The sequence below is a fragment of the Sulfitobacter albidus genome, assembly GCF_018200035.1.
GTDB lineage: Bacteria > Pseudomonadota > Alphaproteobacteria > Rhodobacterales > Rhodobacteraceae > Sulfitobacter > Sulfitobacter albidus.
The window spans coordinates 2,050,289-2,064,725 of the sequence record NZ_CP073581.1; the positions used below are offsets into that span (position 1 = coordinate 2,050,289).

Annotated in this window: 15 protein-coding genes; 13 read left to right on the forward strand and 2 right to left on the reverse strand. The window is 63.2% G+C overall.

The features are described 5' to 3' along the window. Positions 1–75 precede the first annotated feature (75 nt). From tldD to topA, 3 genes are all read left to right on the forward strand, one after another. Positions 76–1,500: a metalloprotease TldD gene (gene tldD / locus KDD17_RS09850; RefSeq protein ID WP_212703507.1), complete on the forward strand. Its 1,425-nt coding sequence runs from the start codon at positions 76–78 to the stop codon at positions 1,498–1,500. A 173-nt stretch (positions 1,501–1,673) separates the two neighbouring features. After that, a complete protein-coding gene (gene dprA / locus KDD17_RS09855; protein WP_212703508.1) occupies positions 1,674–2,825 on the forward strand; it encodes a DNA-processing protein DprA in 1,152 nt (383 codons plus the stop codon). Between the two features lie 131 nt (positions 2,826–2,956). After that, entirely contained in the window at positions 2,957–5,716 is a 2,760-nt protein-coding gene (gene topA, locus KDD17_RS09860; protein WP_212703509.1) for a type I DNA topoisomerase, read from the forward strand. On the opposite strand, the gene KDD17_RS09865 is transcribed toward topA, so the two are convergent. Then, positions 5,713–6,168, reverse strand: coding sequence for a MarR family winged helix-turn-helix transcriptional regulator (locus KDD17_RS09865; protein ID WP_212703510.1), 456 nt, complete (start codon positions 6,166–6,168; stop codon positions 5,713–5,715). The genes topA and KDD17_RS09865 overlap by 4 nt on opposite strands. A 101-nt stretch (positions 6,169–6,269) precedes the next feature. On the opposite strand from KDD17_RS09865, the gene KDD17_RS09870 reads away from it, so the two are divergent. The 5 genes from KDD17_RS09870 to KDD17_RS09890 all read left to right on the forward strand — a co-directional run bounded on the left by KDD17_RS09870 (position 6,270) and on the right by KDD17_RS09890 (position 9,229). Further along, on the forward strand, positions 6,270–6,836 hold the full coding sequence (locus tag KDD17_RS09870) for an SRPBCC family protein (RefSeq protein ID WP_212703511.1): 567 nt from the start codon (positions 6,270–6,272) through the stop codon (positions 6,834–6,836). Between the two features lie 99 nt (positions 6,837–6,935). Beyond that, on the forward strand, positions 6,936–7,505 hold the full coding sequence (locus tag KDD17_RS09875) for a L,D-transpeptidase (RefSeq protein ID WP_212703512.1): 570 nt from the start codon (positions 6,936–6,938) through the stop codon (positions 7,503–7,505). Between the two features lie 109 nt (positions 7,506–7,614). Next, a complete protein-coding gene (locus KDD17_RS09880; RefSeq protein WP_212703513.1) occupies positions 7,615–8,319 on the forward strand; it encodes a CoA transferase subunit A in 705 nt (234 codons plus the stop codon). Between the two features lie 3 nt (positions 8,320–8,322). Further along, on the forward strand, positions 8,323–8,946 hold the full coding sequence (locus KDD17_RS09885) for a CoA transferase subunit B (RefSeq protein WP_212703514.1): 624 nt from the start codon (positions 8,323–8,325) through the stop codon (positions 8,944–8,946). Next, the gene (locus tag KDD17_RS09890; protein ID WP_212703515.1) at positions 8,936–9,229 is read left to right on the forward strand and encodes a GNAT family N-acetyltransferase; all 294 of its coding nucleotides are present in this window, start codon (positions 8,936–8,938) and stop codon (positions 9,227–9,229) included. Before KDD17_RS09885 ends, KDD17_RS09890 begins: the two co-directional genes overlap by 11 nt. 63 nt (positions 9,230–9,292) lie before the next feature. On the opposite strand, the gene KDD17_RS09895 is transcribed toward KDD17_RS09890, so the two are convergent. Beyond that, positions 9,293–10,135 carry a lytic transglycosylase domain-containing protein gene (locus KDD17_RS09895; RefSeq protein ID WP_212703516.1) on the reverse strand — a complete coding sequence of 281 codons (843 nt, stop codon included), beginning with the start codon at positions 10,133–10,135 and terminating at the stop codon, positions 9,293–9,295. A 365-nt stretch (positions 10,136–10,500) separates the two neighbouring features. Between KDD17_RS09895 and KDD17_RS09900 the strand changes: the two genes are divergently transcribed. The 5 genes from KDD17_RS09900 to KDD17_RS09920 all read left to right on the forward strand — a co-directional run bounded on the left by KDD17_RS09900 (position 10,501) and on the right by KDD17_RS09920 (position 14,339). Beyond that, the gene (locus KDD17_RS09900; protein WP_212703517.1) at positions 10,501–10,707 is read left to right on the forward strand and encodes a Flp family type IVb pilin; all 207 of its coding nucleotides are present in this window, start codon (positions 10,501–10,503) and stop codon (positions 10,705–10,707) included. A 127-nt stretch (positions 10,708–10,834) separates the two neighbouring features. Beyond that, a complete protein-coding gene (locus KDD17_RS09905; RefSeq protein ID WP_212703518.1) occupies positions 10,835–11,038 on the forward strand; it encodes a Flp family type IVb pilin in 204 nt (67 codons plus the stop codon). A 112-nt stretch (positions 11,039–11,150) separates the two neighbouring features. Beyond that, the gene (gene cpaB / locus KDD17_RS09910) at positions 11,151–11,999 is read left to right on the forward strand and encodes a Flp pilus assembly protein CpaB (protein ID WP_212703519.1); all 849 of its coding nucleotides are present in this window, start codon (positions 11,151–11,153) and stop codon (positions 11,997–11,999) included. 206 nt (positions 12,000–12,205) lie between these two features. Continuing rightward, positions 12,206–13,645, forward strand: coding sequence for a type II and III secretion system protein family protein (locus KDD17_RS09915; protein WP_212703520.1), 1,440 nt, complete (start codon positions 12,206–12,208; stop codon positions 13,643–13,645). Continuing rightward, positions 13,632–14,339, forward strand: a complete 708-nt coding sequence (locus KDD17_RS09920; RefSeq protein ID WP_212706202.1) for an OmpA family protein — start codon at positions 13,632–13,634, stop codon at positions 14,337–14,339. Before KDD17_RS09915 ends, KDD17_RS09920 begins: the two co-directional genes overlap by 14 nt. The last annotated feature ends 98 nt before the right edge of the window (positions 14,340–14,437 follow it).

Consider the following 14,437-nt stretch of genomic DNA (forward strand, 5'->3'; position numbering starts at 1 on the left):
TTTCCCGTGAAAGAAAGCCTAATGCTTGCGTCAGATGGACGCGAAAGGCCGCAGACCCACAGGAGCCGCGCCACCATGACCGACACCCCCTTTGCCCCCCTTGACACGACCCTTGACCGCGACGCGGCGCTGAAAATCCTGCGCGACGCCGTGGCCGGTGCCGACGACGGGGAGCTGTTTTTCGAGCGACGCCGCTCGGAAGGGCTGATGTTTGACGACGGGCGGCTCAAGACCGCCAGCTATGACGCCGCCGAAGGCTTCGGGCTGCGCGCCGTGCGCGGCGAGGTCGCGGGCTACGCTCATTCGACCGAGCTGAGCGAGGCGGCGCTGCGCCGGGCGGCACAGACCGCGCGGCTGGCGGTGGGCGACGGCGGCGGCACCTGGGCGGATGCACCGGTTGCGACAAACCAAAAGCTCTATACCGACAGCGATCCCATCGCGGGCGCGGCCTTTGCCGTAAAGGTCGACACGCTGCGCGAGATCGATGATTTCTGCCGCGCGCTGGACAAACGTGTGGTGCAGGTCAGCGCCTCCATCGCCGCCTCCATCCAGGAGATCGAGATTCTGCGCCCCGAGGGCACGTCGGTGCGCGATATCCGCCCGATGACCCGTGTGAATATCTCGGTCATCGTTGAACAGGACGGGCGGCGCGAAAGCGGCACGGCGGGCGGCGGCGGGCGTGTGGGGCTCGATGGGCTGCTCGCGCGCGACGACTGGCAGGCCAAGGCGCGCGAGGCGCTTCGCGTGGCGGTCGTGAACCTCGACGCCGTGCCAGCCCCTGCGGGCGTGATGGATGTGGTCCTTGGCCCCGGCTGGCCGGGCATCCTGCTGCACGAGGCCATCGGCCACGGGCTGGAGGGCGATTTCAACCGCAAGGGCGCCTCGGCCTTTGCCGGGCTGATGGGTCAGCAGATCGCGGCCCCCGGTGTGACCGTGCTCGACGACGGCACGATCCCCGACCGGCGCGGCAGCATCTCGGTCGATGATGAAGGCACGCCCAGCGCCAAGAACGTGCTGATCGAGGACGGCAAGCTGGTCGGCTACATGCAGGACCGCCAGAACGCGCGCCTGATGGGCGTGAAAAGCACCGGCAACGGACGGCGTCAAAGCTTTGCCCATATTCCCATGCCGCGCATGACCAACACCTACATGCTGGGCGGCGATACCGCGCCGGGCGATATCGTGGCCGACCTGCGCGACGGGATCTATGCCGTGGGATTCGGTGGTGGGCAGGTCGATATCACCAACGGCAAGTTCGTGTTCTCCTGCACCGAGGCCTACCGGGTCAAGGACGGCGTCGTCGGCGCGCCGGTCAAGGGGGCGACGCTGATCGGCGACGGGGCGACCGCGCTCAAGCAGATCCGCGCCATCGGAAACGACCCGGCGCTCGATCCCGGCATGGGCAATTGCGGCAAACAGGGACAATGGGTGCCCGTCGGCGTCGGGCAACCGACACTGATGATCGGCGGATTGACCGTTGGCGGTGCTTCCGACGAATAGTTTTTTTTGAGAAAACAAGGGGCGCGCATCTGCCTGAAATTGCGCAGGACTCAACTTTCTGGTGTGCGCATATCCGGTACGCCCGCCCCTATGCGGATCTTTGAACTCAATTCATTCACACCCTGTTAACCACTAAAACCTATACCTGATTCCAGCAACGGACGGAGATCGGGATGACTGACAGGGACCACAATCCTTCTTCCACTCACCCCCCACTCCCACCCACCCCGGAAGACGAACAGTTTGCCCGTCTCCGTCTGTTGCGCTCGCGCCGGGTCGGCGTATCCACGTATAAACGACTGCTGACCGAACACGGCACTGCGCAGAACGCGCTGGCCGCGCTGCCTGAGGTGGCGCGCGCCGCGGGCGTGAATTCATACCAGGCCTGCCCCGAAGGCGTCATTCACGCAGAACTGCGCGCGGCCAAGGCCGCAGGCGCGCAGCTGCTGGACATCAATCACCCCACCTACCCCGCAGCGCTGCGCGAGTTGGACGATGCGCCGCCCTTTCTGTGGCTGATCGGCGATCCGGGTCTGCTCGCCCGACCGATGATCTCGCTCGTTGGGGCGCGCAATGCCTCCTCGCTGGGCACCCGCATGGCGCGCAGCCTCGCGCATGAGCTGGGGGAGGCGGGATTTGTCGTGGTCTCGGGCCTTGCGCGGGGGATCGATGCGGCGGCCCATCTGGCCGCCCTGCCCCACGGCACCATCGCCGTGCAGGCCGGCGGCGTGGATGTCATGTACCCCGCCGAGAATACCGAACTGGCCGGCAGAATCGCGGATCAGGGTCTGCGGCTGAGCGAGCAGGCCATGGGTCTGCAACCGATGGCGCGCCATTTTCCCAAACGCAACCGCATCATTTCGGGCCTCAGCCGTGCTACCGTGGTGGTCGAGGCCGCCGCGCGGTCGGGCAGCCTGATCACGGCGCGCGACGCGCTCGATCAGGGGCGCGAGGTGCTGGCCGTGCCGGGCCATCCGTTCGACGCCCGCGCATCGGGCACCAACATGCTGATCCGCGACGGTGCCACGCTGATCCGCAGCGCGGCGGATGTGATCGAGGCGCTCAGCGCGCTGGACCGCGACACGCCCGAACTGCCCTTTGCCGAACCGCGCCCGACCCCCGCAAGAAAGCCGCGCGGCCTGCGTGAAGCGGCGGCACTGCACCTGTCGATCCTGCAGCGGCTTGGCCCCTCCCCGGTGGCCGAGGATCAGCTCATTCGTGATCTGGCCGTGCCTCCCGGCGCCGTGGCCCCCGCCCTTGTCGAGCTTGAGCTTGACGGGCGCATCAACCGCAGCGCGGGCGGGCTTTTGTCGCGGATCGACTGACCCTTTGCACAGGCTCTGACGCCGCTCTTCCCGGCACGCTCTCGGTGCGGGGGATTGACAATTCCCCCTTGCGCAGCACATCTGAGTGGCCTTAGACGCAGCCCAGACCCTGACCCAAGGACATGAATTAAATGCCAGTAGTTGTTGTCGAATCTCCTGCCAAGGCCAAGACGATCAACAAATATCTGGGGGATAATTTCACCGTTCTCGCCTCATACGGCCACGTGCGGGATCTGCCGCCCAAGGATGGCTCGGTCGATACCGATAATGATTTCGACATGCTGTGGGAGATAGCGTCGGACAGCAAAAAACACGTCAAGGCGATCGCAGATGCGCTGAAAGACGACAACGAACTCATCCTCGCCACCGACCCCGACCGCGAGGGCGAAGCGATCAGCTGGCACCTGCAAGAGGCGCTCACGAAACGCAAGTCGATCAAGAAGGACACGCCCGTCAGCCGCGTGGTGTTCAACCAGATCACGCAAAAGGCCGTCACGGACGCGATGAAGAACCCGCGCCAGGTCGATATGCCGCTGGTGGAGGCGTATCTGGCGCGCCGCGCGCTCGATTATCTGGTGGGCTTCAACCTCTCGCCAGTGCTGTGGCGCAAGCTGCCGGGCGCAAAATCCGCGGGCCGCGTGCAATCGGTCACCCTGCGCCTCATCGTCGAGCGCGAGATGGAGATCGAAGCCTTCCGGCCCCGCGAATACTGGTCGGTCAAGGCGCTGCTGACCACCCCCTCGGGACAGGAGTTCGAGGCGCGGCTGACCGAGCTGACCGGCAAGAAACTCGATAAATTCGACCTTGCCGACGCCACGCAGGCCGAAATGGCCGTGCAGGCCGTGGCCTCGCGTGATCTGACCGTCACCAGCGTCGAGGCAAAGCCGACCTCGCGCAACCCGTCGGCCCCCTTCATGACCTCGACCCTGCAGCAGGAGGCGAGCCGCAAATTCGGCATGGGCGCGCGCCAGACCATGAGCACGGCGCAGCGCCTCTACGAGGCCGGGCACATCACCTACATGCGGACCGACGGCATCGACATGGCGCCCGAGGCCGTGACCATGGCGCGCGATGCGATCACCGACCGCTACGGCAGCAAATACGTGCCCGACAAGCCGCGCGTCTACAAAAACAAGGCAAAGAACGCGCAGGAGGCCCACGAATGTGTGCGCCCCACCGACATGACAAAGGACGCCGGATCGCTGAGCCTCAAGGACGACGATCAGCGCAAGCTCTATGATCTGATCTGGAAACGCACCCTCGCCTGCCAGATGGAAACCGCGCGGTTCGAGCGCACCACCGTCGAGATCGGCAGCGCAGACCGTCAGGTCGGCCTGCGCGCCAGCGGTCAGGTGATGATCTTTGACGGGTTTCTGAAGGTCTATGAAGAAGGGCGCGACGACGTCTCGGGCGACGACGATGACAAACGCCTGCCGCAGATCGATCAGGGCGACAAGCTGGGCAAGGCGCCCGCGACAGCGCTTCGGGCGGATTTCGACAAGGCCGAAGGGGTCGTGGACGGCGACGTGCTCGACGATGGCGACACCGGCGGCGCGTCCAAGGGCATGCACCGCAAATCCGGCGCGCTGCTGGCAGAGGGCGCAGCCGTGCTGGGCAGCCAGCACCACACCCAACCACCCCCACGCTACACCGAGGCCACGCTGGTCAAACGCATGGAAGAGCTCGGTATCGGGCGTCCGTCGACCTACGCGAGCATCGTCACCACCATTCAGGACCGCGGCTACGTGCGCCGCGAGGGCCAGCGGCTGATCCCCGAGGACAAGGGGCGGCTGGTGACGGCCTTCCTTGAGAATTACTTCCGACGCTACATCGGCTATGATTTCACCGCCGATCTTGAGGATCAGCTGGATCATGTCTCCGCCGGGGATGCGGATTACAAGAAGGTGCTGGATCGCTTCTGGCGCGATTTCTCCGCCGCGATTGCGGAAACGGCCGATCTGCGCATCACCGAAGTGCTGGAAAAGATCAACGACGTGCTGGCGCCGCATCTCTTCCCGCCGACCGAGGACGGAACCGACCCGCGCCTCTGCCCGAACTGCGGCGCGGGACGGCTGAGCATGCGCACCGCGCGATCGGGCGGGGCGTTCATCGGCTGCTCGAACTACCCCGAGTGCCGCTATACCCGCCCCTTCGGCCCGCCGGATCCGGAAGCCGAAGCCTCGGCCATCCCGCCCGAAGGCAAGCTGTTGGGCGAGGATCAGGGCGACGAGATCCGCGTGTTCAAGGGCCGCTTTGGCCCCTACGTGCAGCGCGGCGACGTCACCGAAGAGGTCAAGAAACCGCCGCGCCAGTCGGTCCCAAAAGACTGGGAGCCCGAGGAGCTGGAGCTGGACCGCGCCGTCATGCTGTTGAGCCTGCCGCGCGAGATCGGGCCACACCCCGAGGACGGCGTGATGGTCTGGGCCAATATCGGGCGCTACGGCCCCTACCTCAAGCACGCCGAGTCGACGTCTCACAAGGGCGGGACCAACGCCAATCTTGAAGGCATCGACGAGGTCTGGACCGTGGGCATGAACCGCGCCGTGCAGTTGCTGGCCGAAAAAGTGGCGAGCCGTGGCGGGCGCGGACAGGCGGCAAAACCCCTGCGCGAGCTGGGCGAGCACCCCGAGGTCGGCGGCCCGGTCAACGTGATGAAGGGCAAATACGGCCCTTACGTGAAATGGGAAAAGATCAACGCGACCATCCCCGAAGAGGTCGACCCCGAAGAGATCACCATGGCCCAGGCCGTGCATCTGATCGACGAACGGGCCGCAAAATCCGGCAAGAAGGTTGCGCCCAAGAAGAAGGCCGCGCCGAAAAAGAAACCGGCGGCCAAGAAAAAACCCGCCGCCAAAAAGAAACCAGCGGCCAAGAAAACCAGCGACGACTAGGCGGTTGAGCCCCCTTCTTCGAGCGATTGCACCCGCTGGGCGACCTGCCCCAGCAGGTGCAGCAGCCTGTCTTGATCCGCCTCAGGCAACGCGGACAAAAACAGGCGCATGTTGGCGATGTCCTGTTGGGCAATGGCATCCGCGACCCGCCGCCCGTCTGTCGTCAGCGAAATATCAAACGCGCGCCTGTCGTCCTTTGACTTTTCGCGCGCCAGCAGACCCCGGCCCCTGAGGCGGGCGATCACGCTGCTCATGGTGGTGGGGGCGATGCCCAGACGCTCGGCCAAGGCTGTGGCGCGCAGCGACGGCGCCTCACGCAGCGCACCAAGCAGCTGAAAATCCAGCATATTGAATTTGACGACGTGTTGATGCGCGGGCGCGGTGCGTTCGCTCACCAGCATGACACGCATCAGCAGTTGCACAATTTCCAGAAGGTCTTGTTCGCGGCTCATCGGGTTTTTTCGCCAATGGTCCTTGAATACGCAAGGTGTGATCTCATTTACTACGGTATTCGTACAATATACTACGACATTCGTATCAAAGGAGATCCCCCATGCCCCTTCGCCCCCGCGCTCTCGTTGCCGCCGCCTTCGTGTCATTCGCCAGCCCGTCGCAGGCGGATGTCCCACCGCCCCCGCTGGCCGCCGACAAGCTCTATCAAACCAACACCGAACGGGCGGTCTTTCCCGGCAGCGTCGCGCAGGTGCGCGCGTTCTTTGACGCCAACCCGATCACCGATTTTGTCACCCCCACCGACGCGATCCCGGCGCTGATCGGCATCGAAGTGCTCTCGGGCGACTGGCCGCAGGTCGGCGCCGTGCGGCGCGTCGATCTCGACGGTGGCGATAGAGTGCTGGAGCGGGTGCTGATCAATGAGCCGGACCAATTCACCTATCAGATCTGGAACATCACCGCGCCCGCGGGCCGGTTCGTCGATCACATCAAGGGTGAGTTTCGCTATGTCCCGCAGGGCGATAGCGTTGAGGTGATCTGGGACTACAACGTCAAGCCTGCTGTATTTGTCGCGCGTCCGTTTATCGCCAGCTACCTGCGCCGCGATTTCGGGCCGTTCATGCAGGCGGGGATGGACGGTATGCGCGCCGCACATGCCGGCAAATAAGCGCCGACGGGCGCATGGATCACGCGAATGTCAGGCGCAATTCAGCCGCCCGCTCCCTATATACGCGTCAAAGCGAAGATTATTGACGAAGGAGCAGAAATGACCCGACCGCCCCTCACCCGCCGGCACATGATCGGCCTGACCACCGCCGCGCTCAGCGCGCCGTCGCTTGCGCTGGCGCAGGATGTGCGCCCCAGCAACACCGGCGTGCGCCGCAACACCGCCAGCTTTGTGCCCCAGCGCTGGCAGGACCACTTCGACAAGCTTGGCGCGGCCAGCATCGTCGCCGACACCACGTCGCGCGCGCTGCATTTCTGGAGCGGGGACGGCCAGATCTACAACGTCTACCCCACCTCCGTGCCCCGCACCGACGAGCTGACCAAGCGCGGCTATACCGAGATCGTGCGCAAGCGTGTCGGCCCCGACTGGACGCCCACGCCCAACATGCTCAAGGAAGATCCGACACTGGAATACATGCCCCCCGGCCCCGGCAATCCGCTGGGCACCCACGCGATGTATCTCAGCTGGCCCGCCTATCTGATTCACGGCACGCACGACACGCGCAAGATCGGGCGGCAGTCGTCATCGGGCTGCATTGGCCTGTATAACCACATGGTCGAAGAGCTCTTCGCACTGGCCCCCGTGGGCACGCAGGTGCGCATCATCTGATCGCACCCCCGCTGCGGCGACCTTCGCCGCAGCGCCGCATCCAATTGACTTTCCGCCATGCGATGCGGCACAACCCCTGCACCACGTCACAACAGGGGGACCCCTTCCGATGAAGAAAGTCTACGCCACCGCCGCCGAGGCCCTGGAGGGGGTTCTTGAGGACGGCATGTTGATCGCCTCGGGCGGTTTCGGTCTGTGCGGCATTCCCGAACTGCTGCTGGCCGCGATCCGCGATGCGGGCACCAAGGATCTGACATTTGCCTCCAACAATGCGGGCGTGGATGATTTTGGCATCGGGATCCTGCTGCAGACCAAGCAGGTCAAGAAAATGATCTCTTCCTACGTGGGCGAGAACGCGGAATTCATGCGCCAGTACCTCTCCGGTGAGCTCGAGCTGGAATTCAACCCGCAGGGCACCTTGGCCGAGCGTATGCGCGCCGGCGGCTGCGGCATCCCCGGCTTTTATACAAAGACCGGCGTCGGCACCCAGATCGCCGAGGGCAAAGAGGTCAAGCAATTCGGGGGTGAAGATTACATCCTCGAAGAGGGGATCTTTGCCGATCTGTCGATCGTGAAGGCCTGGAAGGCGGATGAGACCGGCAACCTGATCTTCCGCAAGACCGCGCGCAACTTCAACCCGCCCGCCGCCATGTGTGGTCGCGTGTGCATCGCCGAGGTCGAGGAAATCGTGCCCAAGGGCAGCCTTGATCCCGATCATATCCACCTGCCCGGCATCTACGTGCACCGCATCGTACAGGGCACGCACGAAAAGCGCATCGAACAGCGCACCACGCGCAAGAAAGAGGAGGCCTGATCCATGTGGGACCGCAATCAAATGGCCGAACGCGCGGCACAAGAGCTTGAGGACGGCATGTACGTCAACCTCGGCATCGGCATTCCGACGCTGGTGGCCAACTACGTGGGTGACAAGGACATCACCCTGCAATCGGAAAACGGGATGCTGGGCATGGGCCCCTTCCCCTTCGAGGGCGAAGAAGACCCCGACCTGATCAACGCGGGCAAGCAGACCATCACCGAGCTGAACCGCACGGCCTATTTCGACAGTGCCACCTCCTTTGGCATGATCCGCGGGGGCAAGATCGCCGCGGCCATCCTTGGCGCCATGGAAGTGGCCGAAAACGGCGATCTGGCAAACTGGATGATCCCCGGCAAGCTGGTCAAGGGCATGGGCGGCGCGATGGATCTGGTGGCCGGCGTCGGCCGCGTGATCGTCGTGATGGATCACGCCAACAAACACGGGGAAAGCAAGCTGCTGCGCGAATGCACCCTGCCGCTGACCGGTAAAGGCGTGGTCGACCGCATCATCACCAATATGGGGGTGCTCGACGTTGTCGAGGGCGGATTGCGCATCGTCGAATGTGCCGAGGGCGTCACCGAAGACGAATTGCGCGCCGCGACCGAGGCCACGCTTGTCGACTGAGCCCGAGATCACGCGCGAGACGACCGGCTCGGGTGGGCGCTACGTGTTGCGCGTGGACGGGCATGAGGCGGAGCTTACCTACTCGCAGCTTGGCGCAACCCAGGTCATCGCGGATCACACCGCGGTGCCAGAGGCGCTGTCGGGAACGGGGGCGGGCCAGCGATTGGTGGAGCGTCTGGTGGCCGATGCCCATAGCGAAGGGTTCCGGATCGTGCCGCTGTGCCCCTTCGTCAACGCGATGCGCCGCCGCCATCCTGATTGGAGCGATGCCTTCAACGTCTGAGCGCCGCAAAGTTTTACGTAAAACTTTGGGCCCAAAATTTCTTTGAAATTTTGACCAGCGCGGTTATTTCATCGTGTGGAACACACAGCCGTCCGAGATCAGCTGCGGCGGCGTCTTGCACAGGCCCCGCGCGACCTGAAACGCCGCCAGCACCTTGGGCACGTAATCGCGCGTTTCCGCAAAGGGCGGCACGCCCGCGTGTTTGCGCACCGATCCCTCGCCCGCATTGTATCCTGCCAGCACCAGTATCGGATCGCCCGCGAATTCGCCCATCAGCCAATCGAGGTACTTTATCCCGCCGGAGATATTCTGCTCAGGCACCGTGCGGTCGGTGACGCCAAAACGCTCTGCCGTCGCGGGCATCAGTTGCATCAAACCTTGCGCACCTGCAGAGCTGACAACCTCCGTGCGTCCCGACGACTCGACCGAGATCACCGCAAGCGCCAGCGCGGGCGAGACCTGCGTGCCGACAGAGGCGCGCAGAATATCGACGCCGTGCTGCACCGCGATCTCCTGCATCTGTTGCAGACGCGGCGCCGGCACCTTTGACGTGGCGCTCGCCAGCGCCGTCATCGCGACTTCCAACCTGCCGGGGCCGGACTGCGCCGCCTCGGGCGACACCTCATTCCAGAACCAAGTGTAGGCGCCCGCCTTGGGTCGGGCGATTGCACCCGATGGATCAGCGGCAACCGTCGGCGCCTGCGCTGCGGGCACCGGCACCGCGGCGGGCGCGCCAAAACTGGGGCGGTTGATGCGCACCTTGGCCTTCTTGCGTGTGCCCGCCTTGGGCGGTTTGACGAACTTTGGCTCGAACTGGGGAAAGGGTGCGGGGGTTTCGGCCCGCAGCGGCCCGGCCGGAATCATCGCGGCACAGGCGCAAAGGGCCAGGATCTGGCGAAGGGTCATGATTTACCTGCTCTGGCTGAAGGACTTTTGTCCGATCTTTCCTCCAGCATCCCTGAAAAAGCCCTCCCAAACCAGCAAATGCGGCACCCAAACCTGACGAATTTGCCTCAATTGAGGTGTTTGAGCCGCATCCGTTAACTTTCTCGGAACGCCGAGAAATCAAAAACCATTTCAAATCAGATGTTTGAAAGAAAATCGCGGAAAAAATGGTTGATAGGCCAAATGCCATATTTGCCGCCAAACTCCTGCCCCATTCATCCGGCTATATAGCGTCATACCAAGTCAAGCAGGCCTGAATGAGAGCGGGCCGGAACGCAGGGCAAGGTTGGAAACCTAACTTACTGATCCTTTGGAGGGACACTACAATGATGAAATTTCTGAAAAACTTCCGCAATGACGAATCCGGCGCCGTGACTGTTGACTGGGTTGTTCTGACAGCTGCCGTTGTTGGCCTGGCGATCGCCGCTTACGGCTCGATCCAGACCGGTGCATCCAGCATGACCGAGAACACCGCGACATTCCTCGGCGACCAGACAATCGGTACCGTTGGCGCACCTGCTGCCGAAGATTAAGAACGTCAGCTAAGCATCGCTTAGCACGTGACTTCAGAGGGGGGCTGCGTTCTGCATGGAATGCAGCCCCCTTTTTCCGTATCAGGCGCCCGCGTTTTCAGCGGTGCCACCGAGTGAAAGAAAAGCAATGCCAAAAATGCTCACGTCGTTTCATAAAGACGAAGAAGGTGCCGTAACAGTTGATTGGGTCGTGTTGACCGCTGCCGTCTGTGGACTGGCCCTGGCATCCTTTGCGTCGATCCAGCAAGGCAGCCGTAGCGTGGGCGACAATGTCGGCACCTATCTGACCGACACCGATGTCGAAACAGTGATGGGTCTGGTTGGCGAATAGGCACGCCAATACCCCGCCAGCGGCCCAAAAAAACCAAAATTCCGGGCCAGATTTGCCTGAGAGTGATAATTGTTCCGGCCCTGCCGGTTCTTGAGGTAAGAGGAACACGAACATGCGTATGATATTTGGGCTCGTGCTGTTGGTCGGTATCGCCTTGGCGGGCGGTGCGGTATATCTCGCGAAAGATCAGATCGGCCAGTACAAGAATGCCATTGCCCGCGCCGAAGCGGCCAAGCAAAAGATCGTCCCGACACAGACCGTCTATGTCGCGACGCGCCAGTTGAAATACGGCGAGAAACTCGAAAAAGAAGATGTGCGGCCGGTGGAATTCCCGGTCACCGCCATCCCCGAGGGCACATTTGGCGACGAGACGTCGATCTTCCCGGAAAACACCGACGAGCACCGCATCGTGCTGCGCCCGATCGAAAAGGACGAGGCGCTGCTGGCGGTCAAGGTGACCCTGCCCGGCGAGGATGCGGGCCTGACATCGCGGCTCGAGCGCGGCATGCGCGCCTTTGCGATCAAGGTCGATGTGTCCTCGGGCGTGTCCGGCTTCCTGCGACCGGGCGATACCGTTGACGTCTACTGGACCGGTCGCACCGGTGGCGGACAAAACCGTGGCGACGTCACCAAGCTGATCGAAAACAATGTGCAACTGATCGCTATCGACCAGCGCTCCGGCGAGCTTGAAGGCGCCTTGATCGCTCGGACGGTGACCGTGGCCGTCAGCCCCAATCAGGTGGCATCGCTGGCACAGGCGCAATCCACGGGCCGTCTGTCGCTGGCTCTGGTCGGCGCGGGTGACGACGTGATCGCCGAAAGCATCGAGGTCGACCAGCGCGACCTCCTGGGCATCACCGAAGAGGCGAAAGCCCCCGAAGCGCCCAAGGAGCGGGTCTGCACGATCCGTACCCGTCGCGGGGCCGAGGTGGTCAATCTGCCGATCCCCTGCACCAACTGATCCGCCGGGATCGCATCCCGACACAATGAGGCGCCGCCCCTTCCCAGGGTCGGCGCCTTTGCTTTTTGGGGTTGTTGCCATTTATCCACATAAGCTTTGCCCCCGAATCTATTGAATATTGCAAAAAATCGGGAATTGCCGCAGGGTGATAGAAACGACGGGCGAAAAGACCCTACCCTGAGGCGTGATCATAAAAGGCAGGTCACATGAAAATTGATAGATTTCTGAAGGCAGCCCTGCTGGGGCTGACGATCGGTGCATCCGCGTTCGCGATGACCCTGCCCAGCGTGGCACAGGCAGACCAGCTGCGGGTCGTCAAAAGCGGCACAAGCAGCAAGTTGCAAGTGCCTCTGAACCGCGCGATTGTCGTCGAAAGCGATACACCCTTTGCCGAACTCAGCATCGCCAACGCCGCGATTGCCGATCTGTCGTCCCTGTCGGACCGCACGATCTACGTTCTGGGCAAGTCGCCGGGCACCACCACATTGACCCTTTTCGATGCAGCCGGCCGGCTGATAACCAACGTCGAGGTTCAGGTCACTCCCGATCTGTCGGAATTCAAACAGCGCCTGCGGCAGATCCTGCCCGGTGAGCGCATCGAGGTCCGCTCGGCCAACGACGGCATCGTTCTGTCGGGCATCGTGTCGTCCTCGCAAAAGCTTCAGCGCGCGCTGGATCTGGCGGAACGCTACGCGCCACAACGCGTGTCCAATCTGATGAGCGTCGGCGGCATCCAGCAAGTCATGCTCAAGGTACGCTTTGCTGAAATGCAGCGGTCGGTCTCCAAATCGCTCAGCTCTTCGCTGGCGCTCGGTGGCGGGATCGGCAGCGATCTTGGCGTGCGGGGCGGCACCGGAAGCCTTGTCACCAGCGGTGCGGCAGCCGGTGGGCTGACGGGCTCCCTGCCCGCGGCCAACACCAACAATGGCGCGATCCTGTTCGGGTTCAACGCAGGCTCCACACAGGTGGGCATCCTGCTTGAGGCGCTTGAGGCCAAGGGCGTCGTGCGCTTCCTGGCGGAGCCGAACCTGACGGCCCTTTCGGGTCAGGAGGCGAAATTCCTCGCGGGCGGTGAATTCCCCATCCCGGTCGCCCAGTCGGATGACCGGATTTCCGTTGAATTCAAACCCTTCGGCGTTGAGCTCGCGTTCGTGCCACGGGTGGTCGACAAGGACCTCATCAATCTTGAGCTCAAGGCCGCCGTGTCGGCCATCGATCCCTCGAACGGCATCACGCTGGACGGCGGATTCTCGATCAACGCCTTCTCGCGCCGCGAGACCTCCACCACGGTCGAGATGCGCGACGGCGAAAGCTTTGCCATCGCGGGGCTGTTGCAGGATGATTTCACCGACAGCTCGTCGCAGCTGCCGTGGATTGGCGATGTGCCGGTGCTGGGCGCGCTTTTCCGCAGTGCCGCCTACCAGCGCAGCCAGACCGAGCTGGTCATCATCATCAGCGCCCATCTGGTGACGCCGACACGGGGTGAAGCGCTTGCCCTGCCGACCGATCGCATCAGACCCCCCACCGAAAAAGACCTGTTCCTGAACGGCCGTACCGCCGCCGGCACGCGCACCCCCAGCAAGGGGGCCGCGGGCGAGGTTGCCAAACAGGACTTTACCGGGTCTTATGGCTATGTACTGGATTGATGAGATGCACAGCGTGAAAGCTCCGAAACTCAAGGCAATCGGCCTGTGCACTGCGGTGCTGGGATTGGCCGCGTGTTCGACCACCAGCGATGATGCGGTCTACACCCAGTTCTACTCCGAAGCCGGTGCACTGGTCGACTCGGGCGATTTCGGGAATGCCACGCTCAACAACAGGCTGGTGATGACCGGCGAGCGTCAGTACACCTTTGATCTGGCCAAACGCTTTGCCGCCGAAGTGGACAGCACGGTGAACTTTGCGTTCAACTCTGCCCAGCTTGATGCTACGGCGCAGACGATCCTGCGCCGCCAGGCGGGCTGGATCCGTCAATTCCCGGAGATCCGTTTCAAGGTCTACGGGCACACGGATGCCGTCGGCTCCAACCGCTTCAACAAATCGCTCGGCCTGCGCCGCGCCCGCGCTGTCGTGCATTACCTGTCGACGCAAGGCATCAGCACCAGCCGGCTTGAGGCCGTTGTCTCCTTTGGCGAGACACAACCGCTTGTCGTCACCCAAGGCCGCGAGCGCAAGAATCGCCGCACCGTGACCGAAGTCAGCGGGTTTGTGAAACGCCACCCCACCGTTCTGGATGGCAAATACGCGCAGATCATCTACCGCGATTATGTGGCCAGCGCGACGCCCGTCTCGACCCTGTCGTCGACCGAAGTGAGCGGCATCGGCAACGCCGCCGAATAGATCGACCGCACCACACGAACGAGCAAGGACCGCAGCATCGCCTGCGGTCCTTGACGTTTCAACAACCGGATAAAGGGATGAACAATCCCCCCGCATTA

Coding starts and splice junctions, on each gene's coding strand:
- KDD17_RS09875 (WP_212703512.1), top strand. CDS start 6,936: ATGACCCGACCGCCCCTCACCCGCCGGCACATGATCGGCCTGACCACC.
- KDD17_RS09905 (WP_212703518.1), top strand. CDS start 10,835: ATGCCAAAAATGCTCACGTCGTTTCATAAAGACGAAGAAGGTGCCGTA.
- KDD17_RS09870 (WP_212703511.1), top strand. CDS start 6,270: ATGCCCCTTCGCCCCCGCGCTCTCGTTGCCGCCGCCTTCGTGTCATTC.
- cpaB (WP_212703519.1), top strand. CDS start 11,151: ATGCGTATGATATTTGGGCTCGTGCTGTTGGTCGGTATCGCCTTGGCG.
- topA (WP_212703509.1), top strand. CDS start 2,957: ATGCCAGTAGTTGTTGTCGAATCTCCTGCCAAGGCCAAGACGATCAAC.
- KDD17_RS09900 (WP_212703517.1), top strand. CDS start 10,501: ATGATGAAATTTCTGAAAAACTTCCGCAATGACGAATCCGGCGCCGTG.
- KDD17_RS09920 (WP_212706202.1), top strand. CDS start 13,632: ATGTACTGGATTGATGAGATGCACAGCGTGAAAGCTCCGAAACTCAAG.
- KDD17_RS09880 (WP_212703513.1), top strand. CDS start 7,615: ATGAAGAAAGTCTACGCCACCGCCGCCGAGGCCCTGGAGGGGGTTCTT.
- KDD17_RS09915 (WP_212703520.1), top strand. CDS start 12,206: ATGAAAATTGATAGATTTCTGAAGGCAGCCCTGCTGGGGCTGACGATC.
- KDD17_RS09885 (WP_212703514.1), top strand. CDS start 8,323: ATGTGGGACCGCAATCAAATGGCCGAACGCGCGGCACAAGAGCTTGAG.
- tldD (WP_212703507.1), top strand. CDS start 76: ATGACCGACACCCCCTTTGCCCCCCTTGACACGACCCTTGACCGCGAC.
- KDD17_RS09895 (WP_212703516.1), bottom strand. CDS start 10,135: ATGACCCTTCGCCAGATCCTGGCCCTTTGCGCCTGTGCCGCGATGATT.
- KDD17_RS09865 (WP_212703510.1), bottom strand. CDS start 6,168: ATGAGCCGCGAACAAGACCTTCTGGAAATTGTGCAACTGCTGATGCGT.
- dprA (WP_212703508.1), top strand. CDS start 1,674: ATGACTGACAGGGACCACAATCCTTCTTCCACTCACCCCCCACTCCCA.